This is a genomic window from Methyloversatilis sp. MC4-4, assembly GCF_049843555.1.
In the GTDB taxonomy this organism is placed as follows: Bacteria; Pseudomonadota; Gammaproteobacteria; order Burkholderiales; family Rhodocyclaceae; genus Methyloversatilis; species Methyloversatilis discipulorum_B.
Genome location: NZ_JBBHZK010000002.1, coordinates 1123488 through 1147837, shown reverse-complemented (window position 1 = coordinate 1147837; position 24350 = coordinate 1123488). Strand labels below are relative to the sequence as shown.

General features: G+C 68.0%; 19 protein-coding genes and 4 tRNA genes. 18 read left to right on the top strand and 5 right to left on the bottom strand.

Features of this window, described 5'->3' with window-relative positions; all coding sequences use genetic code 11:
• Window positions 1-63 precede the first annotated feature (63 nt).
• Window positions 64-2877, top strand: a complete 2814-nt coding sequence (locus WDZ97_RS12210) for an EAL domain-containing protein (RefSeq protein WP_425762891.1) — start codon at window positions 64-66, stop codon at window positions 2875-2877.
• A gap of 28 nt (window positions 2878-2905) precedes the next feature.
• Here the strand turns inward: WDZ97_RS12210 and WDZ97_RS12205 are convergent, their stop codons facing one another.
• From WDZ97_RS12205 to WDZ97_RS12195, 3 genes are read right to left on the bottom strand one after another with little or no spacing between them, the layout of a single operon-like run.
• Complete coding sequence (locus WDZ97_RS12205; RefSeq protein ID WP_425762890.1) at window positions 2906-4282, bottom strand: ATP-binding protein; 1377 nt, start codon at window positions 4280-4282, stop codon at window positions 2906-2908.
• On the bottom strand, window positions 4279-5043 hold the full coding sequence (locus WDZ97_RS12200) for a fused MFS/spermidine synthase (RefSeq protein WP_341422320.1): 765 nt from the start codon (window positions 5041-5043) through the stop codon (window positions 4279-4281). The genes WDZ97_RS12205 and WDZ97_RS12200 overlap by 4 nt, the downstream gene beginning before the upstream one ends.
• Window positions 5040-5717 carry a response regulator transcription factor gene (locus tag WDZ97_RS12195; RefSeq protein WP_341422443.1) on the bottom strand — a complete coding sequence of 226 codons (678 nt, stop codon included), beginning with the start codon at window positions 5715-5717 and terminating at the stop codon, window positions 5040-5042. Before WDZ97_RS12195 ends, WDZ97_RS12200 begins: the two co-directional genes overlap by 4 nt.
• A 101-nt stretch (window positions 5718-5818) precedes the next feature.
• On the opposite strand from WDZ97_RS12195, the gene WDZ97_RS12190 reads away from it, so the two are divergent.
• The 5 genes from WDZ97_RS12190 to WDZ97_RS12170 are packed head-to-tail and all read left to right on the top strand — an operon-like array spanning window position 5819 to window position 13813.
• The gene (locus WDZ97_RS12190) at window positions 5819-7126 is read left to right on the top strand and encodes a TolC family protein (RefSeq protein ID WP_304006767.1); all 1308 of its coding nucleotides are present in this window, start codon (window positions 5819-5821) and stop codon (window positions 7124-7126) included.
• Window positions 7123-8184 carry an efflux RND transporter periplasmic adaptor subunit gene (locus WDZ97_RS12185; protein WP_425762889.1) on the top strand — a complete coding sequence of 354 codons (1062 nt, stop codon included), beginning with the start codon at window positions 7123-7125 and terminating at the stop codon, window positions 8182-8184. The genes WDZ97_RS12190 and WDZ97_RS12185 overlap by 4 nt, the downstream gene beginning before the upstream one ends.
• Complete coding sequence (locus tag WDZ97_RS12180) at window positions 8184-11231, top strand: efflux RND transporter permease subunit (protein ID WP_425763017.1); 3048 nt, start codon at window positions 8184-8186, stop codon at window positions 11229-11231. Before WDZ97_RS12185 ends, WDZ97_RS12180 begins: the two co-directional genes overlap by 1 nt.
• A 12-nt stretch (window positions 11232-11243) precedes the next feature.
• Window positions 11244-13160 carry an LTA synthase family protein gene (locus tag WDZ97_RS12175; RefSeq protein WP_304006771.1) on the top strand — a complete coding sequence of 639 codons (1917 nt, stop codon included), beginning with the start codon at window positions 11244-11246 and terminating at the stop codon, window positions 13158-13160.
• Entirely contained in the window at window positions 13160-13813 is a 654-nt protein-coding gene (locus WDZ97_RS12170; RefSeq protein ID WP_341422317.1) for a phosphatase PAP2 family protein, read from the top strand. Before WDZ97_RS12175 ends, WDZ97_RS12170 begins: the two co-directional genes overlap by 1 nt.
• A gap of 42 nt (window positions 13814-13855) precedes the next feature.
• On the opposite strand, the gene WDZ97_RS12165 is transcribed toward WDZ97_RS12170, so the two are convergent.
• Together WDZ97_RS12165 and WDZ97_RS12160 are read right to left on the bottom strand one after the other, a co-directional pair.
• Window positions 13856-14329, bottom strand: coding sequence for a Dps family protein (locus WDZ97_RS12165; RefSeq protein WP_019915286.1), 474 nt, complete (start codon window positions 14327-14329; stop codon window positions 13856-13858).
• A gap of 46 nt (window positions 14330-14375) precedes the next feature.
• Window positions 14376-15302, bottom strand: a complete 927-nt coding sequence (locus WDZ97_RS12160) for a LysR substrate-binding domain-containing protein (protein WP_425762888.1) — start codon at window positions 15300-15302, stop codon at window positions 14376-14378.
• Window positions 15303-15468: 166 nt separating this feature from the next.
• On the opposite strand from WDZ97_RS12160, the gene WDZ97_RS12155 reads away from it, so the two are divergent.
• The 12 genes from WDZ97_RS12155 to WDZ97_RS12100 all read left to right on the top strand — a co-directional run bounded on the left by WDZ97_RS12155 (window position 15469) and on the right by WDZ97_RS12100 (window position 24306).
• Entirely contained in the window at window positions 15469-16206 is a 738-nt protein-coding gene (locus tag WDZ97_RS12155) for a glutathione peroxidase (RefSeq protein WP_029143518.1), read from the top strand.
• A 98-nt stretch (window positions 16207-16304) separates the two neighbouring features.
• Window positions 16305-17699, top strand: coding sequence for a dihydrolipoyl dehydrogenase (locus tag WDZ97_RS12150; protein ID WP_425762887.1), 1395 nt, complete (start codon window positions 16305-16307; stop codon window positions 17697-17699).
• A 95-nt stretch (window positions 17700-17794) separates the two neighbouring features.
• Window positions 17795-19105 carry an adenosylmethionine--8-amino-7-oxononanoate transaminase gene (bioA, locus tag WDZ97_RS12145; RefSeq protein ID WP_425762886.1) on the top strand — a complete coding sequence of 437 codons (1311 nt, stop codon included), beginning with the start codon at window positions 17795-17797 and terminating at the stop codon, window positions 19103-19105.
• A complete protein-coding gene (bioF, locus tag WDZ97_RS12140; RefSeq protein ID WP_425762885.1) occupies window positions 19102-20256 on the top strand; it encodes an 8-amino-7-oxononanoate synthase in 1155 nt (384 codons plus the stop codon). Before bioA ends, bioF begins: the two co-directional genes overlap by 4 nt.
• Window positions 20249-20998, top strand: a complete 750-nt coding sequence (locus WDZ97_RS12135; protein ID WP_425762884.1) for an alpha/beta fold hydrolase — start codon at window positions 20249-20251, stop codon at window positions 20996-20998. The genes bioF and WDZ97_RS12135 overlap by 8 nt, the downstream gene beginning before the upstream one ends.
• Entirely contained in the window at window positions 20991-21770 is a 780-nt protein-coding gene (gene bioC / locus WDZ97_RS12130) for a malonyl-ACP O-methyltransferase BioC (protein ID WP_425762883.1), read from the top strand. Before WDZ97_RS12135 ends, bioC begins: the two co-directional genes overlap by 8 nt.
• 1 nt (window position 21771) lies before the next feature.
• Window positions 21772-22470 carry a dethiobiotin synthase gene (gene bioD / locus WDZ97_RS12125; RefSeq protein WP_304006790.1) on the top strand — a complete coding sequence of 233 codons (699 nt, stop codon included), beginning with the start codon at window positions 21772-21774 and terminating at the stop codon, window positions 22468-22470.
• Between the two features lie 66 nt (window positions 22471-22536).
• A tRNA-Tyr gene (locus tag WDZ97_RS12120) sits at window positions 22537-22621 on the top strand.
• 98 nt (window positions 22622-22719) lie between these two features.
• A tRNA-Gly gene (locus WDZ97_RS12115) sits at window positions 22720-22793 on the top strand.
• 36 nt (window positions 22794-22829) lie between these two features.
• Window positions 22830-22904: transfer RNA gene (locus WDZ97_RS12110), tRNA-Thr, on the top strand.
• 90 nt (window positions 22905-22994) lie between these two features.
• Complete coding sequence (gene tuf / locus WDZ97_RS12105) at window positions 22995-24185, top strand: elongation factor Tu (RefSeq protein WP_019915275.1); 1191 nt, start codon at window positions 22995-22997, stop codon at window positions 24183-24185.
• A gap of 45 nt (window positions 24186-24230) precedes the next feature.
• Window positions 24231-24306, top strand: a tRNA-Trp gene (locus WDZ97_RS12100).
• Window positions 24307-24350: the final 44 nt, after the last annotated feature.

Here is a 24350-nt window from a genome sequence, read left to right as displayed (position 1 = left end):
TTCGAAAGGCGGATTCTTGGCGCATTCCTGCTGGCCGTGCTGATTGTGTCCGGCATGGCGGCAATGACCTGGAAGGTTGCCGACGACGCCAATGCGGCCGCGCTGCGCGTGGCGCACACGCACGATGTGCTGAACGGCCTGGCGCGCGTGCGCGTCGAGACGCTGCAGATAGAACTCAGCACACAGAACTTCCGGCTGACCGGCGATCCGGCGCGGCTGAACGAGCGCGACCGGGCGATTGCCCGCCGCGAGATCGAGCTGGACCGCGTGCGCACGCTCACCTCCGACCATCCGGCGCAGAGCGCGCGCTGGACACAGCTGCGCGCGGTGATCGACCAGCGGCTGGGCCTCTCGCGCCGGATCGAAGCGCTGCGCAGGAACGAAGGCCAGGACGCCGCCAACGCCTTCGTGGCCGCGGCGCCGCTGCGCGAGACGCGCGAGCGCGTCGATCGCATCCTGGGCGAGATGGACAACGAGGAGCGTCGGCTCCTGGTCGACCGGAACGTCGCGCAGAAGCACTCGAGCGACCTGCTGGTCGGTGCCGGCGGGGCCGTGCTGATACTGATGCTTGCGCTGCTCGGCGCCACCTACGGGCTGATACGACGACAGCTGAGCGCGAGCGAAGGGCATCTGCGCACCGTCATCAGCCGTGTGCCGGCGCTGATCGCCTATGTCGATGCGCAGCAGCGCTATGTGTATGTGAACCGCCACTACAGAGAGCGCTTTGCGCCTCATCACCCCGACATCGCCGGTCGCTCGGTGCGCGAGGTGCTCGGCGAGACGCGCTACGCGATCGCCGCGCCGCTGATCGAGAAAGTCCTGAAGGGCGAGCCGCAGAACTACGACTGGGAACCCTTTCCGGGCGTCTGGCAGGTGATCAACTACATGCCGCGGCAGGACGAACGCGGCGAGGTGACCGGCTACTACGTGCTGGGCGCTGACATCACCGAGCGCAAGCGCGCCGAGGAAAGGATACGTCTGCTCAACGGCGAACTCGAGCAGCGCGTGCGCGAGCTGGAACAGGTGAGCCGTGCCCTGCGCACGCTCAGCGCGGGCAATCGCGCGATGCTGCGCGCCACCGGCGAGCGCGAACTGCTGGACAGCATGTGTCGCGCGCTGGTCGAAATCGGCGCCTACCCGATGGCGTTGGTCTGGTTGCGCGACGCTGCCGGTAACTATGTTCCGACCGCCCAGTGCGGCCATCCGGACGGCATCGACGGACTGCGCGCATGGGCGGCCGCCAACGCGCCAGCGCGGCGCGCGGCGATGGACGCCATCGTCGCCGACGGGCAGATGCGTTTCGTCAGCGACACCGAGCCGGCTGGTGACGACGTGCTGCCACCGCTGCCGGCTCCCGTGCCCGGCGGAGTGGTCGCCTGCCCGCTGCGGGTGGGGGGCAGCGGCATCGGTCTGCTGACCGTTCATCGGGCGGCCAGCGAAGGTTTCGGCGACGAGGAAATGGCGCTCATCGGCGAGTCGGCCGACGATCTGGCCTACGGTGTATCCACGCTGCGAACGCACGCCGAACAGGCGCGCACGCGGGAAGCCATGTACCGGCTGACCCAGTACGACCTGCTCACCGGTCTGCCCAACCAGACCCTGTTCAGCGACACGCTGGCGGCCGAGCTGCGCAGCTGCCGTCAGCACGAACGCCCGTTCGCGCTGCTGCAGATGAATATCGAGCGGCTCAGCGAAATCAACGACGCGCTCGGCTTCACCCAGGGCGACCAGATCCTGTGCGAATTCGGCGGCCGGCTCAGTCGTGCGACGCCGGACGGTGTCTTCGTCGCACGACTGCGCGGCGACGAATTCGCGCTGCTGTTGCCGGACAGCGACCGTGCCGCGGCGCTGTCGATGGCGCGTCGCTTGCGCGAGGTGCTGTCGCAGCCCTTCCAGCTGGTCGAGTTGCCGATCGATGTATCGACGCGGACCGGCATCGCGCTGTATCCGGATCACGGATCGACGCCGCACGACCTTTACCGGCACATGGACATCGCCGTGCGTCAGGCGAAGAGGCAGGGCGTCGACTGCGTCGTGTTCGATCCGGCACTGTATCCCGCGCCTTCGCACCGCCTGAACATGGCCGGTGATCTACGACGCGCGATCGAGGCGGACGACCTGCGGCTCTATCTGCAGCCCAAGGTCGACATGCGCGATGGCATCGTCTGCGGTGCCGAAGCGCTGGTGCGCTGGCAGCACCCGACGCGCGGCCTGATTCCGCCGTCCGAGTTCATCGAGCTGGCGGAGCAGACCGGACTGATCCGGCCGCTCGCCGAGTGGATGATCGCGCGCGTGCTGCGCCTGAACCGGCAGTGGGACGACGAGGGGCGTTCGCTGCCCATCGCGGTGAATCTGTCTGCGCGCAATCTGCGCGACGAGGATCTGGTGGACAAGATCCGTCAGATGCTGGCGCATTGGGGCACCGCGAACGGACTGCTGGAGATCGAAATCACCGAGAGCGCCGTGATGGAGGACGCGGACTTCGCGCTGCGCGTGCTGCACGGCTTGCGCGCAGAAGGCATACGGCTCTACATCGACGACTTCGGAACCGGTTACTCCTCGCTCAGCTATCTGCAGAAGCTGCCGGTCGGCTGCATCAAGATCGACCAGTCATTCGTGCGCGCGATGGCGGTCAGCAGCGACTCCGCCGCCATCGTCCGCTCAACGATAGACCTCGTGCATGACCTCGGGCGCAAGGTGGTGGCCGAGGGTGTCGAGACGCAGCAGCACTGGGACGCGCTGTGCGCACTCGGCTGCGATGTCGCACAGGGCTATCTGATTGCCCGGCCGATGCCGGCAGAAGACTTCCCGGCCTGGGTGGACCGCTACCGGCCAATTCGCGCGAGCGATCCGGCGGACAAGCACGGGGCGGCCTGAACGCCGATCGTGCGTCGGCGGCAGATGTTCAGTGTGGGCCGGCCGGTCTGGCCGGCAGGCGCAGCGTCACCGCGAGGCCGGGCATGGCGTCGTCAAGCGCAATGGTGCCGCGGTGCAGCGCGACCACCGACTGCACCAGACTCAGGCCGAGGCCGAGGCCGGGCGTGTCGCGGGCACTTTCCAGCCGGTACAGGCGTTCGAACACGCGCTCGCGCTCGGCGGCCGGAATGCCCGCTCCTTCGTCGCGCACGCACAGGCGCCAGTCGTCGCCGTCGCGCGTCAGCGACAGGTCGACCGCGGCGCCGTGCGGGCTGTACTTGATGGCGTTGTCGATCAGGTTGAGTACGGTCTGGAACAGCAGGTCGCGGTGGCCGGTGCAGACGGCGCCCGCCGGCACGCTGACGACGAGGCGCAGGCCGCGCTCCTCGGCCAGCGGCTCCATCAGTTCGGCCGCGTCGCGCACCAGGCGGCCGAGGTCCAGTTCGCTGAACTCGCCACGCAGCAGGCCGGAATCGACGCGCGCGATGCGCAGCAGCGACTGGAAGGTGGACAGCACCTGGTCGACGTCGGCCAGATTGCGCTCCAGCCAGTCCGGCAGTTCGTCCGCCGTGGGCGGATGGCTCAATGCCGCCTCGATGCGCGCACGGTGACGGGTGAGCGGCGAGCGCAGATCGTGCGCGATGTTGTCGGTGGCGCCGCGCACGGTGGCGATCAGCCGCGCGATGCGGTCGAGCATGCCGTTCAGCGTCTGCGCCAGGCGGTCGAATTCATCCGCGCCGTCGCCGCTGCGCAGCGGCACCCGGTGCTGCAGATCGCCGTCCATGATCTGCTGCGCGGCGCGTCGTATCGTTTCGACCGGCCGCAGTGCGGCACGGGTGATCAGGTAGCCGCCACCCAGCGAGGCCAGCAACATCAGGCCGAAGCTCACCAGTGCGGCGCGACGGATGTCGCTGCGCACCTGTTCGACCTCGTATTCGTCGAAGCCGACGAGCAGCCGGCTGCCGTCCGGCAGGCGCACCCAGCGGGCGACGATCTCGGTCTGCCCGCGGTGGAGCAGGCTGGGCAGGCGCAAGGGCAGGCTCTCGCGGCCGGCGCTGTCCGGCCAGCGGTCCAGGTTGCCGATCAGCAGGTTGCCGGCTGCGTCCTCCAGCCGGTAGACGCGGTCGTGATTGGCCGAGCGCACGTCCAGCCGCTGGCGGATCAGGCCGCTGATGCCGCGCACGCCATCGACCCGGAACTCGGCGGTGAGGATGTCCAGCTCGGCTTCGACACTTTCCTCGACGTGGCCCAGCATGTACTGCCCGGCCAGCCAGGTCACCAGCATCAGCAGCAGGCCGAAGCCGGCGGCGAGCAGGGCGCTGTTGGCCAGCGTCAGCCGGGCGCTGGTGCTCAGGCGCAGGCTCATTGCTCGCTGTCGGCCAGTGCGCGCCGCCGGCCGTCGATCAGTGCGCGTGCGATGCCGGGCAGGGCGATGCCCAGTCGCGCTTCGAGTGCGCGGGCACGCTGCGCCAGCTTCATTTCCGACAGCCGGAAGGCGTTGCCGCGGGCGGCGAACACGATGCGGTTGTCGCCATCGGTGGTGTCGACGACGCTGACCGAGCGGGCGAAGCTGGACGCCACGCGCTCGACCCAGGCGCTGTTCAGCGCATCGCCAGCGTACATGTTGATGACCAGCACGCCGCCGTCGCGCAGCGCGGCGTGGCAGTCGTCGTAGAAGCGCTGCGTGGTCAGCGCCGCCGGCATGCCACCGATGTCGAAGCCATCCACCCACAGCAGGTCGAAGGCGCGGTCGTGCGCCGCAACCCACTCGGCGCCGTCGGCGCAGGTGACGGTCAACCTGTCGTCGTCCGGCGGGATGTGGAAGCGATCGCGCAGCGCGATCACCGCCGGCGAGATCTCGGCCACCGTCATGCGCGCCTGCGGCAAGTGGCGGTGGCAGGTCTTGACCAGCGAACCGCCGCCGAGACCAACCATGCCGATGTGGCCGGGGTCAGGCACGAACAGCAGCGACGCCATCATCAGGCGCGAGTATTCGAGCACCAGCCGCTCCGGCGCTGCGGCGTCCATCGTGCTCTGTACCGCCAGTTCGCTGAAGGCCAGCGTGAGCTGGCCGTCCTGTTCGACCAGATAGGGCTGGCCGGCGTCGACCTCGTCGCGTCCGCTCATGAGGGGGCGCGCAAGCAGTAGCCGCTGCCGCGCAGCGTGTGGATCAGCGGTGGCCAGGGCGGGCGATCCACCTTGGCACGCAGGCGCGAAATGTGTACATCGATGACGTTGGTCTGCGGGTCGAAGTGGTAGTCCCATACGCCTTCGAGCAGCATGGTGCGGGTGACCACCTGGCTGGCGTGGCGCATCAGGAATTCGAGCACGCGGTATTCCTGCGGCTTGAGCGCGATCTCCTCGCCGCCGCGCCGCACCGTGTGCGTCATGCGGTCGAGTTCGAGGTCGGCCACGCGCAGTACCGATTCGGCCACCGGCATCAGGCCACGCCGGGTGATCACCTCCAGCCGCGCCTGCAGTTCGGACATCGCGAACGGTTTCACCAGATAGTCGTCACCGCCAGCACGCAGGCCGCGTATGCGTTCGTCGACCTGGCTCAGCGCGCTCAGGATGAGCACCGGCACGCGCGAGCCGGTGGCACGCAGCGCGGCCAGCATCGAAAGACCATCCATCTGCGGCATCAGGCGGTCGAGCACGATGGCGTCGTACTGCTCGCCGGTGGCGAGGAACAGTCCCTCGCGGCCGTTCGGCGCGTGGTCGACCGCGTGGCCGGCTTCGCGCAGGCCGCGGCAGATGAATCCGGCGATTTCGCTGTCGTCCTCGACGACCAGGATGCGCATGTCGGTGGAAACTGGAGTAAGGGTCTGCACGCGCCCGCCGGGCGCGAATCCGGACGCCATTCTGCCTGCACGCCGTGTGGCCGCAACATGAACAGACGTTCATGTTGCGTTCACCCTGCGGCAAGCCGCCCGAGCGCAAGCTTGCCGACTGTCCGTATCCGTCGATTGCGTCCATGCGCTCCGTACTTCTGTTCTCCTGTGTGCTGCTGTGCCCGCCGGCATGGGCGCAGTCGCTGACCGCGCACGCCGATGAGCACGAGCAGCCGGTGCTGCGCGACAGTGCGCTGACGCTGTCGCGTGCGCTCGATCTGGCGACCGGTCGCGCACCTGGCAGCGCGCTGCCGCAGGCGCGCATGAATGAGTCACGCGCGCTCGCCGCCCGCGCCGACAGCGTGCTGTCCGGCCCGCCGGCGGTGCAGATGCGCTACCAGACCGACCGTCTGCCCGGTCACACCGGACTGCGCGAACTCGAAGCCGGGCTGGAACTGCCCTTGTGGCGGTCCGGCCAGCGCGACGCGTTGCGGCGCGAGGCCGACGCCGGCCGGCTGCAGTCGGAGGAGGAACTGCGCGCCTACCGCTGGCGCGTGGCCGGTGATCTGCGCGAGCAGCTGTGGCGCGTGCTGCAGGCCGAAGCCGAAGTGAGTCTGGCCGATGCCGACGTCGATCTTTACCGCGCGCTGGAGGATGACGTGGCGCGGCGCATCCGCGCCGGCGACGCGGCGCCGGTGGAGAAGCTGTCGGCCGAAACGGCCCGCCGCGAACGTGATGCCGTGCTGTACGAGGCGCAGGTCGAGCTGGCGCACAGCCTGTTCGGCTGGACCGCGCTGACCGGACAGAAGGCGCTGCCGCAGCAGGTGCGCGAAGCGGTGGCGACACAGGCAACGGGCTATCCGCCGGTGCTGATGGCGCAGGCCCACGTCGAGCGGGCGCGCAGTGCGCTCGGCACGCTGCAGGCGCAGGGCAGTGGCGCCCCGCGCCTGCTGGTCGGCGTGCGCTCGGAAACGGCGGCCGACATGCCCACCACCGACAGCGTCGGCGCGACGATTTCCATCCCCTTCGGTGGCGAGGCCCACCGCAGCGCTGCGCTGTCGCCGGCGCAGATCGAACTGGCACGCGCCGAGGACGAGCTGGCGTTCGCCCGCCGCAACGCCGAACTGGCGCTGCATGAGGCCGAACACGAACTGCACGCGCGCGAACAGGCGCGCACGCTGGCGCTCGGTCAGAAGGAAGTCGCCGAGCGCGAGGTCGAACTGGGGCGCCGCGCCTACCGTCTCGGCGAAACATCGCTGGCCGAGCGCCTGCTGGTCGAGGCGCGCGCAGCCAGCGCACGCCGCGCCGCGGCGCTGGCCGAGATCGCCTGGTCGCGCGCCGTCGCGCGCTACAACCACAGTCTGGGAATACTGCCTTGAAACCCTTTGCTGCCTTACTTCTGCTCGGCCTGATCACCGCTTCGGCGCAGGCCGCCGACATCGTGCTCGCACCGACCCAGATGCAGCGTCTCGGCGTGCGCGAAGCGCTGCCGGTCGAGGCAAAGAGTGCGCTGGCCGCGCCGTGGTCTGCGCGCGTGGTCGCTTCGCCCGATGCCGAGTGGGTGGCGACCGCACCGTCCGGCGGCGTGGTCGTGCGGGTACCGGTGGCCGAAGGCCAGCAGGTGGCGGCCGGTGCCGTGCTGGCGGAGCTGCGCAGCGCCGACCTGCCGGACATGGGCGCGTCGCTGTCGCAGGCGCGCACCGCGGCCGAACTGGCGCGCGGCAACCGCGAACGCGACCGCGCACTGCATGCCGAGGGGCTGATCGCCGAGCGCCGCGTGCGCGAGTCGGAGGCGGCCGCGGCGCAGGCCGACGCTGCGCTGGCGGCCGCACAGTCGCGCTTGCGCCTGATGGGAGTGTCGGCGGCCGACGCTTCGGCCGGCCGCATCCAGGTGCGCGCCACGGCCGCTGCGACCGTGCTCGAACGGATGGCGCTGCCCGGTCAGCGCGTGAACGAGGCGGACCCGCTGCTGCGCCTGGCCGATGCGAACAGGCTCATGCTGGAACTGAACCTGCCGGTCGCTCAGGCGGCGTCGGTGCGCGAGGGCGACCTGATCGAGGTCGACGGAAGCGCCGGCAGGGCGCGGGTGACGCAGATAGGCTGGGGCGCGTCGGACGCCACGCAGACCGTGCTCATCCGCGCCGAACTGCCACCGACGAAGAACGGACTGCGGCCCGGCCAGTGGGTCAAGGTACGTCGCAGCGCGACGGCAGCCGCCGCCTGGTCGGTGCCGGCGGGCGCGCTGCTTCATCACGACGGCAGGAGCTGGGTGTTCATGCGCACCGCGCAGGGTTTCCGTGCAGTCGAGGTGCAGGTGCTGTCGCAGGACAGCGCGCAGGCCACCGTCAGCGGCGCGCTCGACGCGAAGGCCCCGGTCGCGGTCAGCGGGGTGGCGGCGATCAAGGCGGTGTGGCTGGGCCACGGCGGAGCCGAATGATGCTCGACGCCCTGACCCGCAGCGCGCTCGCGCGCCCGCTGCTGACCGTGCTGGCGGCGCTGCTGCTGATCGCCGCCGGCCTCAATGCGGCGATGAACCTGCCGATCGACGCCTTCCCCGACGTGTCGGCACCGCAGGTGAAGATCATCGTCAAGCTGCCCGGCATGACGCCGGAAGAGATGGAAACGCGCGTCACCACGCCGATCGAGATTGAAATGCTGGGCCTGCCAAAGCAGACCATGCTGCGCTCGACCAGCAAGTACGGCCTCACCGACGTCACTATCGATTTCGAGGACGGCACCGACATCTACTGGGCGCGCAACCAGGTGAGCGAGCGGCTGAACGGCATCATGGGCGACCTGCCGCCGGGCCTGACCGGCGGGCTGGCGCCGATCACCACGCCGCTGGGCGAAATGTTCATGTTCACGGTCGAAGGCGATCTGCCGATCGCCGAGCGGCGCGCGCTGCTCGACTGGGTGATCCGTCCGGCGCTGCGTACGGTGCGCGGCGTGGCCGACGTGAACGTGCTGGGCGGCCTGGCCAGCGCCTACGAAGTGGTGCCGGACGCCGCCCGCATGGCCGCCACCGGCATCACGCTGGACGAGCTGCGGTCCACGCTGGAGCGTTTCAACCGCAACGACGGTGCAGGCCGCATCAACGAAGGCGAGGAAACGCTGCTGGTGCGCGTGCAGGGCCGCCTCACCTCGCTCGACGATATCGGCCGTCTGGTCGTGCACGCGACACCGACCGCTCAGGTGCGGGTGGCCGACGTTGCCGAGGTGAAGCTGGGCGCGCTCACCCGCATGGGCGGCGTCACCCACAACGGCGAGGGCGAGACGGTGCAGGGCCTGGTGCTCGGTCTGCGTGGCGCCGATGCGCAGCAGGTGGTGGCCGGCGTGCGTGCCCGGCTGGAAGAGGTGCAGGCAGCGCTGCCTGCCGGTGTGAAGGTGGTGCCCTTCTACGACCGCGGCGAACTGGTGTCGAGCGCCGTCGGCACGGTGTCGAAGGCGCTGCTGGAAGCGGTGGTGCTGGTCGGCGTAATGCTCTACCTCTTCCTCGGCAATCTGCGCGCCGCGCTGGCCGTGGCCGTGGTGCTGCCGCTGTCGGCGCTGTGGACCTTCCTGCTGATGCGCCAGTTCGGCCTGTCGGCCAACCTGATGAGCCTGGGGGGACTGTCGATTGCCATCGGCCTGCTGGTCGACGCTGCCGTGGTGGTGGTCGAGAACGTGGTCGCCCATCTGCACGAGCCGGGCGCCGACCAGCGTCCGCGGCAGCAGGTGGTGCTGGACGCGGTGCGCGAGGTGGCGGTGCCGACCACTGCCGGCATCGTCATCATCGCGCTGGTGTTCGTGCCGCTGCTGAGCCTGCAGGGGCTGGAGGGCAAGCTGTTCGCGCCGGTGGCGCTGACCATCGTGTTTGCGCTGGCCGGTTCGCTGCTGCTGTCGCTGACCGTCATACCGCTGCTGGCGCGGCTCACCTTGAGTGCGAAGTCGCACGCCGATCCCTGGCTGCCGCGCACGCTCGCCCGGCTTTACGCACCGTTGCTGAAGAAGGCGCTCGCCGCACCGGCGGTGGTGGGCGGCATTGCCGGGCTGCTCGGCGTCGTCGCCGTAGTGCTGTACATGGGGCTGGGCAAGACCTTCATGCCGACGATGGACGAGGGCAGCCTCATCGTGCAACTGGAGAAACTGCCGTCCATCAGTCTCGATGCGTCGCTGGCGATCGATACCCAGTTCCAGCGCGCGCTGAAGGAGCGGGTGCCGGAGGCGCTGCAGGTGGTGGCGCGTGCCGGCTCGGACGAGATCGGTCTCGATCCGATGGGCTTGAACCAGACGGATACCTTCATCAGCCTGCCGCCGGGCGTCGACAAGCCGGCGATCATCCATCGCATCCGCGAACTGCTGAACGAGTTTCCGGGCGTGGCCTACGCCTTCACGCAGCCGATCGAAATGCGGGTGTCGGAGATGATTCTCGGTGTGCGCGGTGATCTGGCGATCCGCATCTTCGGCCCGGATCTCGACGTGCTGAACCGCAAGGCGGAGGAGATTGCCGAAGTGCTGCGCGCGACACCGGGTGCCGAGGACGTCTTCTTCGTGCGCAACGAAGGCGTGCAGTACCTGCGCGTCGTGCCTGACAACGACGCGCTGGCGCGTGCCGGACTGGACATCGACACGCTGGCGGCGAGCCTGCGTGCGCAGATCGAGGGCGAGCGGGTCGGCCTGATCCAGCAGCAGGAGCGGCGCATTCCGCTGCTGGTGCGCGCCAGCGGCAGTACGGCGGCGGCCAACGAACTGGCGCAGATGCCGGTGGCGCTGCCGGGCAGTGGGCGTATCGCGCTCGGACAGCTCGCGCGCTTCGAGCGCGTCGGCGGGCCGGTGCAGATCAACCGCCAGCTGGGCAGCCGCAACATGGTGGTGATCGCCAACGTCGGCGGGCGCGATCTGGTCGGCTTCGTCGAGGACGCTCGCGCGCAGGTGCTGCAGAAGGTCGAGCTGCCGCCGGGCTACCGGCTGACCTGGGGTGGCGAGTTCGAGAACCAGCAGCGCGCGGCGCAGCGGCTGGCACTGGTGGTGCCGGCGGCGCTGGTGCTCATCTTCCTCATCCTCTACAGCACCTTCGATTCGCTGCGCCAGGCTGCGCTGGTGATGGCCAACGTGCCGTTCGCGATGATAGGCGGCGTGTTCGCGCTGGCGCTGTCCGGCGAATACCTGTCGGTGCCGGCGTCGGTCGGTTTCATCGCGCTGCTCGGCATCGCGGTGCTCAATGGCGTGGTGCTGGTGAGCTATTTCAACCAGTTGCGCGCGACCGGCCTGTCGATGCTGGACACCGTGGTGCACGGTGCGCAGCGCCGGCTGCGGCCGGTGCTGCTGACGGCGTCGATGGCGGCCCTCGGTCTGGTGCCGCTGCTGTTCGCGACCGGGCCCGGTTCGGAAATCCAGCGGCCGCTTGCAATCGTTGTCATTGGCGGCCTGGTTTCTTGTACTGCGTTAACACTGCTGCTGCTGCCCATCCTGTACAAGCGGTTCGGCGAGCGATCCGCCGCCTGATGATTTCATTCCATGACTGAATTCCTTGCGCCACAGCGGCGCGCGCTGCCCTTCCTGCTGGTACTTGCGCTGACGGCGCTGTCAGTCTGGACGCTGCTGCGGCTGGGCCTCTGGCTGTACGCCGACGCCGGCAGCGCCGCAGTGCACGTGTTCGGGCGCGGCCTGTGGTTCGACGCGGCGACGCTGGCCTGGATGCTGGCGCCGCTGCTCGCGATCTCGGCCCTGCTGCCGGCGCGGCTGCGCGCCAGCCGGCTCATGGGCGGAGTGCGCTGGGGCGCACTCTGGCTGGCGGTGGCGCTGCTGCTGTTCGGTGCGGTCGCCGAGGTGGTGTTCTGGGACGAGTTCTCGACCCGCTTCAACTTCATCGCGGTTGACTATCTGCTGTACACCCAGGAAGTGATCGGCAACATCGTCGAGTCCTATCCGGTCGGTGCGCTGGTCGGCGGCATCGTGTCGCTGTCGGCCCTGCTCGTGATCGTGCTGCGACGGCGACTGTCGTTCGCGGTCTCCGCGCGCCCCTGGCGCGTGCGCGTCGCCATGCTGGCGGCGGCCGTGCTGCTGCCGACGGCGGCGCAGCTGGCGACGATCGAGCAGATGGAAGGCAGCGGCGACGCCTACGCTGACGAACTGGCCGGCAACGGCCTCTTCTCGCTGGCGGCGGCGATGCGTCGCAACGAACTGGATTACGCGCGCTGGTACGCGACGCTGCCGCAGGAAGAGGCGGACGAGGTGCTGCGTACGCTGCATGTCGAGCGCCTGCCGCTGAGCGCCGAGGACAGCCCGAGCGCGATGGATGATCCGCCGCACGACAAGTCGCCCTTCACCCGCCGGCCGCGCAATGTGGTGCTGGTGACCATCGAGAGCCTGTCGGCGGAGTACGTCGGTGCCTATGGATCGAAGGACGGCCTGACGCCTGAACTGGACCGCATCGCCGCCGAAGGACTGCGCTTTGCCAACGTGTATGCCACCGGTACGCGCACCGTGCGCGGTCTGGAGGCGCTGTCGCTCGGCACGCCGCCGGTGCCCGGTCAGGCCATCGTCCGACGGACGAACAACAACAACCTGTCGACAGTCGGGGAAATCCTCGCGCCGCAGGGTGTGGTGCCGATGTTCATCTACGGTGGCTACGGCTACTTCGACAATATGAACAGCTATTTCCGCGGCAATGACTACCTCATCGTCGACCGCACGGACTTCCCGAAGGACAGCATCGTGTTCGAGAACGTGTGGGGCGTGGCGGACGAGTCGCTGTACGCCAACGCGCTGATCGCGATGAACCGCAAGGCGGCCGAGGGCAAGCCCTTCTTCGCGCAGATCATGACCACGTCGAACCACCGGCCCTACACCTACCCGGACGGGCGCATCGACATTCCGTCGCCGGGCGGCCGGCACGGTGCGGTGAAATACACCGACTGGGCGATCGGCCAGTTCATCCGCGAGGCGAAGAAGCAGCCGTGGTTCGCCGACACGCTGTTCGTGTTCGTCGCCGACCACTGCGCGTCGGTGGCCGGCAGGACGCGCCTGCCGGTGGCGAAGTACCGCATTCCGCTGATCTTCTACGCGCCGGACATGCTGCCGCCGGGCGAATTCACCGACCGTCTGAGCCAGATCGACCTGGCGCCGACACTGCTCGAAGTGATGGGCAAGAACGGCGACGACCACTTCTTCGGTCGCGCCTTCTTCGAGGAACACGTGCAGCTGGATCGCGTGTTCATCTCCAACTACCAGGACCTGGGCTATCTGCGCGGCGACCTGCTCACCGTGCTGTCGCCGCAGCGCATGGTGAGGGCGTACCGCGTCGACCCCGCAACACTGGAATCGACGACGACCGAGCCGGACCCGCAGCGCGTGAAGGAGGCGATCGCCTATTACCAGACCGCCGCCGCGGCCTTCAAGCAGGGGCGCCTGCAGATGCCTGCCGCGCAGTGATGCGGCGGCACGCCGACCTGCTCGCCGTGGCGGTGCTGTCGGCGCTGCTGGCGCTCTGGTGCAACCGCTGGAGCGACGGCGATCTGATCACCGCCACGTGGTTCTTCGACGCCGTGGCCGGCGGCTTTCCGCTGCGCAGGCACTGGCTGCTGTCGGGTGTGCTGCACGACGGCCTCAAATGGCTGGCGGTGCTGGTCTGGTTGGGCCTGTTGGCGGGCTGGTGCGTGTTGCGCGTGCGCGGCACTGCGGCAGTGCTGCGCGCCCGCTTGGCCTTCTTGCTCGTCGCCTCGCTGCTGGCGGTGATCGCAGTGAATCTGGCACGGGCGCAGTCGTCCCACAGCTGCCCCTGGTATGTCGCCGACTTCGGTGGCTCGGGGCAGTTCTTTCGCCTGCTGGATCCGCGACCTGAAGAAGCTGGACCGGGCAAGTGCCTGCCCAGCGGCCACGCCGCCACGGCCTTCATGTGGCTGGCGCTGCTACCGGTGCTGGCTGGCGGGTGGCACCGGCTGGCGCTGACCGGGGTACTGCTGCTGGGAGGGCTGGCCGGCGCGGTGCAGGTGGCCCGCGGCGCGCATTTTCCGTCGCACATCCTGCTCAGTGCGGCGCTGTGCGCGCTGGTGGTGTGGGTCTGCGCAATGCTGGCGCGCAAATGAAAACCGGCCCTTTCGGGCCGGTGTGTGCTGCTGTGCGGTAGATCAGCCTTCGAGCAGGCTGCGCAGCATCCACGCATTCTTTTCGTGGATCTGCATGCGCTGCGTCAGCAGGTCGGCCGTTGGTTCATCGTGTGCCTCGTCCACCACGGCGAAAATGCTGCGCGCGGTGCGGACGACGGCTTCCTGGCCGGCCACCAGCTGGCGGATCATGTCGTTGGCCGACGGCACGCCTTCCGGCTCCTTGATCGACGTGAGCTTGGCGTAAGCGGAGTAGGTGCCCGGTGCCGGGTAGCCCAGCGCGCGGATGCGCTCTGCCACCAGATCGACGGCCAGCGCCAGTTCGGTGTACTGACCTTCGAACATCAGGTGCAGCGTGTTGAACATCGGGCCGGTCACGTTCCAGTGGAAGTTGTGCGTGGTCAGGTAGAGGGTGTAGGTGTCGGCCAGCAGGCGCGACAGGCCATCGGCGATGGCGCGGCGCTGGTCTTCAGGAATGCCGATGTTGATCGTGCTCATTTTGATGCTCCCTTCGTTGATGCTGACGCGGATGTGAGTGCAGCCTTCAGGCGGCAGTTCCGTCCAGTGGCCCCGGAGCGGATTGCGGCGCCTGCCCGGCGATCAGTTCCGCCAGCCGTGAAAAACACTCCTGGCGGGCATTCGAACTGCGTGCGACCAGTGCGATGGTACGGCGCGGACGCGGTTCGGAGAAGCGGTGCGCGACAAGATTCATGTGACCGAGCAGGCCGGAGCGCAGCGTCATGTCAGGCAGCAGCGCCATGCCGAGCCCGCCCTCGACCATCTGCGCCAGTGTGAACAGGCTGGTCGCCTCCATGCCGGTCACCCGCGGTTCGTCAAGCCTGCAGCCGCCCAGCGTATGGCCGCGCAGGCAATGGCCTTCTTCCAGCAGCAGCAGCGCGTCCGGGTCCAGCTTGCCGATGTCGCGGGGCATGTCGGCCTCACGGCCGGCTGGCGCGATCAGCAGCAGTTCCTCGTCGAACAGCGGCTGTACCTGCAGGTTGCCGGTGTCGTAGGGCAGCGCGATCAGCGCGAAGTCAATCTGGCCGGCGGCGAGCCGCGACAGCAGGTTGCGGGTCAGGTCCTCGCGCAGTGCCACCTTGAGTTCGGGGTAGCGCGCGCGCACCGCGGGCAGCACGGCGGGCAGCAGGAAGGGCGCAATGGTCGGGATGACGCCGAGCTTGAGCAGGCCGCTCATCGGCCGCTCGGCGTTGCGTGCCCACTCTGTGAGGTCCTCCGCTTCGGCCAGCAGCCGGCGCGCACGCTCGACGACCTCGGTGCCGACCGGCGTCATCATGACCGAATGCCGCTCGCGCTCGACCAGCAGCGAGCCGAGCGTCGCCTCGAGTTCCTTGATGCCGGCCGACAGCGTGGACTGGGTGACGAAACAGGATTCCGCCGCCTGCGTGAAGTTCAGCTTGTCGGATACGGCGATCAGGTAGCGCAACTGGCGCAGCGAAGGCAGGGCGGACATCGTCGTGCTCCGGATTATTGATCGGATTATACGATCAATACGATCAAATCAATCAATTGGACCGAATGCTGGCGCGTGTCCAGAATGCGTCCTGTCGATGTGCAGCGCCGCAAGCGGTGTGTGGCATCACCCTTTTGAATCCCGTCCATCACTCAAGGAGATGAACATGAGTCTGCAGAACCACGAAGGCAAGCGCGTCCCCAACGTCACGTTCCGCGTTCGCGAAAACAACGAGTGGAAGAACGTCACCACCGACGATCTGTTCAAGGGCAAGACCGTGGTGGTGTTTTCTCTGCCCGGCGCATTCACGCCCACCTGCTCGTCGACCCATCTGCCGCGCTACAACGAACTGGCGCCGGCGTTCAAGGCAAACGGCGTCGACGACATCCTGTGCGTGTCGGTCAATGACACCTTCGTCATGAACGAGTGGGCCAAGGACCAGGAATCCGACAATGTGACCCTGGTTCCCGACGGCAACGGTGAATTCACCGAAGGTATGGGCATGCTGGTCGACAAGGCCGACCTCGGTTTCGGCAAGCGCAGCTGGCGCTATTCGATGCTGGTGAAGGACGGCGTGGTGAGCAAGATGTTCATCGAGCCGCAGGAACCGGGTGACCCGTTCAAGGTGTCCGATGCGGACACGATGCTGAACTACATCAACCCGAACGCGAAGAAGCCGGATCAGGTGGCCATTCTGACCCGCGAGGGCTGCGGCTTCTGCGCGAAGGCCAAGGCCTTGCTGGCGGAGAAGGGCTACCACTACGCCGAGATCAACCTGCCGCACACCGAGCGTTCGCGTGCTCTGGGTGCCATCGTTGGTGCGAAGACCGTGCCGCAGGTGTTCATCAACGGTCAGCACATCGGCGGCTGGGAAGATCTGGAGAAGTGGGCGGCGGCGAAGTAAGCCGCACGAGATGGGCGTACGGCGGGGCGACCCGCCGTACGATCAGGCTTGCGCACCGCAGGGTGCGCAGCCCTGATCGTCCGACCGGGGAGACTGACATGAAGGAAATGATCGTGGATGTTGCGGTGATCGGTGCCGGCACGGCCGGCCTCGCCGCCTACCGCGCCGCCATCGCCGGCGGCAAGTCGGCCGTCATCATCGAGGGCGGCCCCTATGGCACCACCTGCGCCCGCGTCGGCTGCATGCCGAGCAAGCTGCTGATCGCCGCGGCGGAAGCGGCGCACGTGACCGAAAAGTGGGACGCCTTCGGCATCCGTCTCGAAGGGTCGGTGCGCATCGACGGCCGCGCCGTGATGGAGCGCGTGCGCCGCGAACGCGACCGCTTCGTCGGCTTCGTCGTGCGCGGTGTCGATAGCATTCCGGCCGAGCACAAGCTGCGCGGCTACGCGAAATTCATCGACGACCGCAGCCTGCAGGTCGATGAGCACACGGTGGTCACCTTCGGCCGCGCTGTCATCGCGACCGGATCGTCGCCTGCAGTGCCGCCGATGCTGAAGCCGGCCGGCAAGCGCCTCATCGTAAACGACGACGTGTTCGACTGGACCGAGCTGCCGGAATCGGTGGCGGTGTTCGGCCCCGGCGTGATCGGCCTCGAGATCGGCCAGGCGCTGCACCGCCTCGGCGTGCGCGTCGAAGTATTCGGCCGCGGTCATTTCGTCGGCCCGTTCTCCGACCCGGCGCTGAAGGCCTACGCGACGAACGCCTTTGCCGAGGAGTTTCCGCTGCACGCCGACGCGAAGGTGGTGTCGGTCGAGGAGCGACCGGACGGCGTGCGCATCGTGCAGGAACTGCAGGACGACCGCGTGGTGACCAAGGACTTCGAGTGGGTGATCGCCGCCACCGGTCGTACGCCCAACGTGAAGAACCTCGGGCTCGAGAATACGTCGGTGACGCTTGCCGCCAGCGGCGTGCCTGAATTCGATCGCACGACGATGCAGTGTGGCCGCACGCACATCTTCATCGCCGGTGACGCCAACAACGACCTGCCGCTGTTGCACGAGGCCGCCGACGAGGGCCGCATCGCCGGCGAGAACGCGGCCCGCTTCCCGGACGTGCAGCCCGGCCTGCGCCGAGAGCCGATCGCGGTCGTGTTCTCCGACCCGCAGCTGGCGACCGTGGGCAAGCGCTACGTTGATCTGGCGCCGGACAGCTTCGTCACCGGCGAGGTGTCGTTCGAGGACCAGGGCCGTTCGCGCGTCATGCTGCGCAACAAGGGCCTGCTGCATGTGTATGCGGACAAGGCCAGCGGTCGCCTGCTCGGCTGCGAAATGATGGGTCCGGACGTCGAGCACCTGGCTCACCTGCTGGCCTGGGCCATGCAGTCGGGCATGACGGTGCAGCGCGCACTCGAAATGCCCTTCTATCACCCGGTGGTGGAAGAGGGGCTGCGCACCGCGCTGCGTGACGCGGCGGCGAAGCTCAGCGCAGCGTGATTCCGCCGCCCGCCCGGACGAGGTGCCGGGCGGGCGGTTAGAATACCTGCCTCGTTGCCTCTGCCGTCGGGCGGGGGCGCTGCCGGTGTCGTCACGTGTCCGCCTCAGATTCCCTCGTTTCCCGCAGTCTCGCCGCCGTCTGGCACCCCTGCACGCAGATGCAGTGGCACGCCGATCAGTCGCTGCCGCTGCTCGCCGTCAGCCGCGCGCAAGGGCCGTGGCTGTATGCGCCGGATGGCCGTCGCTACCTCGACGGCATCAGTTCCTGGTGGACCAATCTGTTCGGCCACAGCCACCCGCACATCGTGCAGGCGCTGCGTGACCAGCTCGACACGCTGGACCACGTGATGCTCGCCGGCTTCACGCACGAACCGGTGGTGGCGCTGTCGGAAAAGCTGTCGGCCCTGACCGGCGGTCGCCTCGGTCACGCCTTCTACGCGTCGGACGGCGCATCGGCGACGGAGATCGCGCTGAAGATGTCGCTGCATTACTGGCGCAACAGCGGGCGGCCGGAAAAGAACGAGTTCATCTGCTTCGCCGGCAGCTACCACGGCGAAACGGTCGGCGCGCTGGCGGTGACCGACGTGCCGCTGTTCCGCGACGCCTATGCGCCCATGGTGCGCGGCGCGCATGTGCTGCCCAGCCCGGCGTCGAGCGCACCACTGCACGCGCTCGACGCGCTGACCGTATTCCTCGAAGCGCATCACGCGCGGATCGCCGCGCTGATCATCGAACCGCGGGTGCAGTGCGCCGGCGGTTTCGCGATGCACGACGCCGGCTGGCTCAGTGCCGCACGTGCGTTGTGCGACGTCTATGAAGTCCACCTGATCGCCGACGAGATCGCGGTCGGCTGCGGTCGCACCGGCACCTTCTTCGCGAGCGAGCAGTCGCTGGATGCCAACGGCGAAGGCTGGCCCGATTTCATCTGCCTGTCCAAAGGCATCACCGGTGGCACGCTGCCGTTGTCTCTGGTGCTGAGCAAGCCCTTCGTGTTCGACGCCTTTCTCGACGACACGATGGCGCGCGGCTTCCTGCATTCGCATTCCTACACCGGCAATCCGCTCGCCTGCCGTGCCGCGCTGGCGACACTGGAACTGTTCGAACAGCTCGACGTGCTCGAACGCAACAAGGCCTGGGCGCGGACTTTCAGCGAGGCGCTGGCACCGCTTGCGGCGCATCCGGCCGCCCGCGATTTCCGCCAGGCCGGCATGATCTGGGCGCTCGACGTCGATACGCCGCACGCCGATTTCAGCCGCCGTTTCCATCGCGAGGCACTGGCGCGCGAACTGCTGCTGCGACCGATAGGCAATACGCTGTACTTCATGCCGCCCTACGTGCTCGATGAAACGCAGAGCGCGTTGCTTGCGCAAGGGGCGCTGGCTGCGCTGGACGCCGCCCTCGCATGAGCGCGACCGACTTTCGCGCCCGCCTCGAAGCACTGGCGGCGGACGATCTTCTGCGTATCCGCCTGGTGCTGGATGCGCCCTGTGGCCCCGAGGCGATGGTCGATGGTCGGCGTCTGGTTTCCTTTGCCGGCAACGACTACCTCGGGCTCGCCAACCATCCTGAGATCGTCGACGCCTTCCGCGCCGGCGCTGCCCGCTGGGGTGCCGGCGCCGGTGCGTCGCACTTGGTCAGCGGCCACCAGCGACCGCACGAGGAACTGGAGGCCGCGCTGGCACGGTTCACCGGAATGCCGCGCGCGCTCTATTTCTCCACCGGCTATATGGCCAACCTCGCGGTGCTGCCCGCACTCGCCGGGCGCGGCGACACGGTGATCGCGGACCGGCTGAACCACGCTTCGCTGGTCGACGCCGCCTTGCTGTCGCGCGCCACGGTGCGTCGCTATCCGCATGGCGAAGTCGCCGCGGTTGCGCGTGCGCTCGACGCCGCAGACGGACGCAAGGTCGTCGTGACCGACGGCGTTTTCAGCATGGATGGCGACATCGCGCCGCTGCCCGAACTGCTGGCCCTGTGCGAGCGCCACGACGCATTGCTGGTGGTCGACGACGCGCACGGTTTCGGCGTGCTCGGCGCGCAGGGGCGTGGCGTGCTGTCGCATTTCGGCATCGCGTCGCCGCGCCTGATCTACGTCGGTACGCTGGGCAAGGCGGCCGGTGTGGCCGGCGCCTTCGTCGCGGGCGACGCGGACGCGATCGAATGGCTGATGCAGACCGGCCGCAGCTACCGCTACACCACTGCAGCGCCCGCGGCGACCGCCTGTGCGGTGCTGGCGAGCCTGTGCCTGATCGAGGCGGGCGACGAGCGGCGGGCGCGTCTGGCGGCACACCGCCTGCGCATGCGACAGACGCTCGCCGCATGCAGATGGCCGTTGATGCCGTCCGACACGGCAATCCAGCCGGTGCGGGTGGGCGGCAATTCCGAGGTGCTGGCGCTGTCGGCGCGGCTGCGCGAGCGCGGCCTGTGGGTGCCCGCCATCCGGCCGCCCACGGTGCCCGCCGGCAGCGCCCGCTTGCGCGTGTCGCTCAGCGCGGCGCACGAGGCCGCACACATCGACGCGCTATGCGCTGCGCTGAACGAGGCCGGCCATGAATGAGGTGCTGGCCGCCCGTCACTACGGCGCGCAGGGGCCGCGCGTCGCACTGGTGCACGGCTGGGGCTGGGACGGCCGCCTGCTGTCGCCGTTGGCGCAGGCGCTGGGCGCACAGTGCCGTGTCGTCCAGCCCGATCTGCCCGGCTACGGATTGAACGTCGGCCAGCGCTGCGACGGTTTCGACGACTGTGTCGATCAGCTCGTACAGGCGGTGCCCGACGCCGAGGTGCTGGTCGGCTGGTCGCTGGGCGGCTTGCTGGCCATCGCCTGGGCGGCTCGGATGCCGGTGCGCCGACTGCTCCTCGTGGGCGCTTCGCCGCGCTTCATGCAGGCCGGCGACTGGCCATATGGCATGACCGAAGAGCGCTTCGACGCCTTTGCGGATGGCCTGGAGCAAAACCCGCGGCGCACCCGCACTCGCTTTGCCGCGCTGGCCGCGCTCGGCGACAGCGACGCGCGCGGTGCGCGAGGCGCGATGGCAGCGTTGATGGACGACGTGCCACCGACCGCTCCGGCGCTGCGTCAGGGACTGGATTGGCTGCGCGAGCGGGATCTCCGGGACAGCTTGCACTCGCTTCCAGTGCCGCTGTGCTGCCTGCATGGCGAGCAGGACCACGTGGTCGACATCGGCGCGGCGGCCAAAGAGGACGCTGCGCGCTGGATGCCGGTGCCGGGTGCGGCGCATCTGCCCTGGCGGCACGGCGACCTCTCCGATCTGTGTGCGTGGGTGTGCGCCGATGACTGAGCGCACCGCGATACGGGCCTCGTTCTCGCGAGCGGCGACGCGCTATGCCGCGGCGGCCGGGCTGCAGCGTGTGGTGTGCGACCGCCTGCTCGAGCTGCTGCCGGACAGAGCCGCCCGGCGGGTGCTCGATCTCGGCTGCGGGACCGGCTTCGCATCGACCGGCTTGCATGCGCGTTATCCTGGGGCAATGCACTACGCGGTCGATTTCTCGTTGGGCATGTTGCGTGCCCACGAGCAAGGCGGCCGAACAGCACGTGTCTGTGCCGATGCACACCACCTCCCGCTTGCCTCTGCAAGCGCGGATATCGTGTTCTCCAGCCTGATGCTGCAGTGGTGCGATCTGCCGGTTGCGCTGGCCGAGTGTCGGCGCGTCCTCAGGGAGGGCGGCCATATGTGCTTCAGCACCGTTCTCCACGGCACACTCGCCGAGATCGATGACGCGTTCGCCGGTCTGGATGCGCATCGTCATACGGTGTCATTTCCTGCGCCCGAGGCGCTGACCGCCGCACTGACCGGCAGCGGCTTCGCGGTGGAGCTGGTGCGCCGCGAAACGCACGTCGAGTACTTTGCCGATGCGCGCGCGCTGCTGCAGTCGAACCGCGATATCGGTGCCTCACGCGTGCCGGACGGCGCGCGCCGTGCTCTGCTCGGCCGCGCAGCACTGCGGCAGGTGTGTAACCGTTTGGAGGCAGGGCGTGAAGCGCGTGGCGTGCCTCTGACCTATCAACTGGCCTGGGTGGTCGCTCGAGCGTCCTCAGGAGACCGGAGCTGACATGAGCGTGGAAAAGCTGCATTTCGTCATTGGCACGGACACCGGTGTCGGCAAAACGCTGGTGTCCTGCGCGTTGATCGAGGCGCTGCGGGCAAACGGCGTGAACGCGGTCGGCATGAAACCGGTCGCGTCGGGGGCATCGCCGGACGCCTCCGGCCGCCTCGCGAACGAGGACGCCGACGCGCTGGCGCAGGCCAGCGGGCTCGACCAGCCGACGGCGCTGACCAATCCCTATCTGTTCGAAGCGCCGCTGGCGCCGCATGTGGCCGCGCAACGCGAGGGGCGATCGATCGACCGGGCTGTGGTGCTGGACGCCTTGGCTGCGCTGCGCGCAGAGGCTGATCACGTCATCGTAGAAGGGGTTGGTGGGTTCATCGTGCCGTTGGGTGACGACTGGACGACCGCGGATCTGGCGGTCGACATCGGGGCGCCGCTGATTCTGGTGGTCGGGCTCAGGCTTGGCTGCATCAACCACGCGCTGCTGACGGCCGAGGCGGCGCGCGCGCGCGGGCTGACGCTGGCCGGCTGGGTCGCGAACTGCCAGCCCGAGGGCATGCTGGAGCAGGAGGCGACGATTTCCGCGCTGAAAAGTCGCCTCAACGCGCCAATTCTTGGCATAATCCCGCGGCTGTCCGGCGCCGATGCAAAAACTGCATCGCGCCTGCTCGACATCCAGCCGCTGCTGGCCTTCCCCGGATGAATTTTTTGTTCCGGGGTTTGACAGCGCGAGAAACCCTCACCATAATCGCGGGTTTCGCTGGTCGCCGGAGGGGTTCCCGAGCGGTCAAAGGGATCAGACTGTAAATCTGACGGCTCTGCCTTCGAAGGTTCGAATCCTTCCCCCTCCACCACAACCCTTGAGCAAGCGGGGTTCGGGTAAGACGGCGAGAAATTTGCAGCAAACATCGCGAGTGCATGTCGCCGCGATGGAGTGGTAGGGAGCGGTTTGGCGGGAGTAGTTCAATGGTAGAACCTTAGCCTTCCAAGCTAATGACGCGGGTTCGATTCCCGTCTCCCGCTCCACGGCTCGGGCGTGTGTCCGGGCAAAGATGTTTCAGTGCCCATGTAGCTCAGTGGCAGAGCACTCCCTTGGTAAGGGAGAGGTCGGCAGTTCAATCCTGCCCATGGGCACCAAAATTTTTTGCGTGCGGCATCCTGGTGACAACTGAGGATGTCAGTCGATGTTTGACGCAGATCTCTATCAAGCAACCAGGGTGATCGAAAATGGCAAAGGGAAAGTTTGAGCGCACCAAGCCGCACGTGAACGTGGGCACGATTGGTCACGTTGACCATGGCAAGACGACGCTGACGGCGGCGATCACGACGATTCTGTCGTCGAAGTTCGGTGGTGAGGCGAAGGCGTACGATCAGATCGACGCAGCGCCGGAAGAGAAGGCACGCGGCATCACGATCAACACGGCGCACGTTGAGTACGAGACGGCCACCCGTCACTACGCGCACGTTGATTGCCCGGGTCACGCCGACTACGTGAAGAACATGATTACCGGTGCCGCCCAGATGGACGGCGCCATCCTGGTGTGTTCGGCCGCTGATGGCCCGATGCCGCAGACGCGCGAACACATCCTGCTGGCCCGCCAGGTCGGTGTGCCGTACATCGTCGTGTTCCTGAACAAGTGCGACATGGTTGACGACGCCGAGCTGCTCGAGCTGGTTGAAATGGAAGTGCGCGAGCTGCTGTCGAAGTACGACTTCCCGGGCGACGACGTGCCCATCGTCAAGGGCTCGGCTCTGAAGGCGCTGGAAGGCGACAAGACCGACCTGGGTGAAGGTGCCATCATGGCGTTGGCCGCTGCGCTGGACAGCTACATCCCGACGCCGGAGCGCGCAGTGGATGGCGCCTTCCTGATGCCGATCGAAGACGTGTTCTCGATCTCGGGCCGCGGCACCGTGGTGACCGGCCGTATCGAGCGCGGTATCGTAAAGGTCGGTGAGGAAATCGAAATCGTCGGTATCAAGCCGACGGTGAAGACCACCTGCACCGGCGTTGAAATGTTCCGCAAGCTGCTGGATCAGGGTCAGGCGGGCGACAACGTTGGCGTGCTGCTGCGCGGCACCAAGCGTGAAGACGTGGAGCGTGGTCAGGTTCTGGCCAAGCCGGGCTCGATCAAGCCGCACACGCATTTCACGGCCGAGATCTACGTGCTGTCGAAGGAGGAAGGTGGTCGTCACACGCCGTTCTTCAACGGCTACCGCCCGCAGTTCTACTTCCGTACGACGGATGTGACCGGCTCGATCGAACTGCCGGCCGGCACCGAAATGGTGATGCCGGGCGACAACGTTTCGATCACGGTGAAGCTGATCGCCCCGATCGCGATGGAAGAAGGTCTGCGCTTCGCGATCCGCGAAGGCGGCCGTACCGTCGGCGCCGGCGTGGTTGCAAAGATCGTCGAGTAAAGAGTTGTACTCCGGGTCGCGCGTGCGGCCCGGTTCGCGTTTTGCAGGGGCATAGCTCAATTGGCAGAGCGTCGGTCTCCAAAACCGAAGGTTGGGGGTTCGATTCCCTCTGCCCCTGCCACTCCGGTGGCCAAGCCGGACAAAATTTTGCGGAGTGCGTGCGCA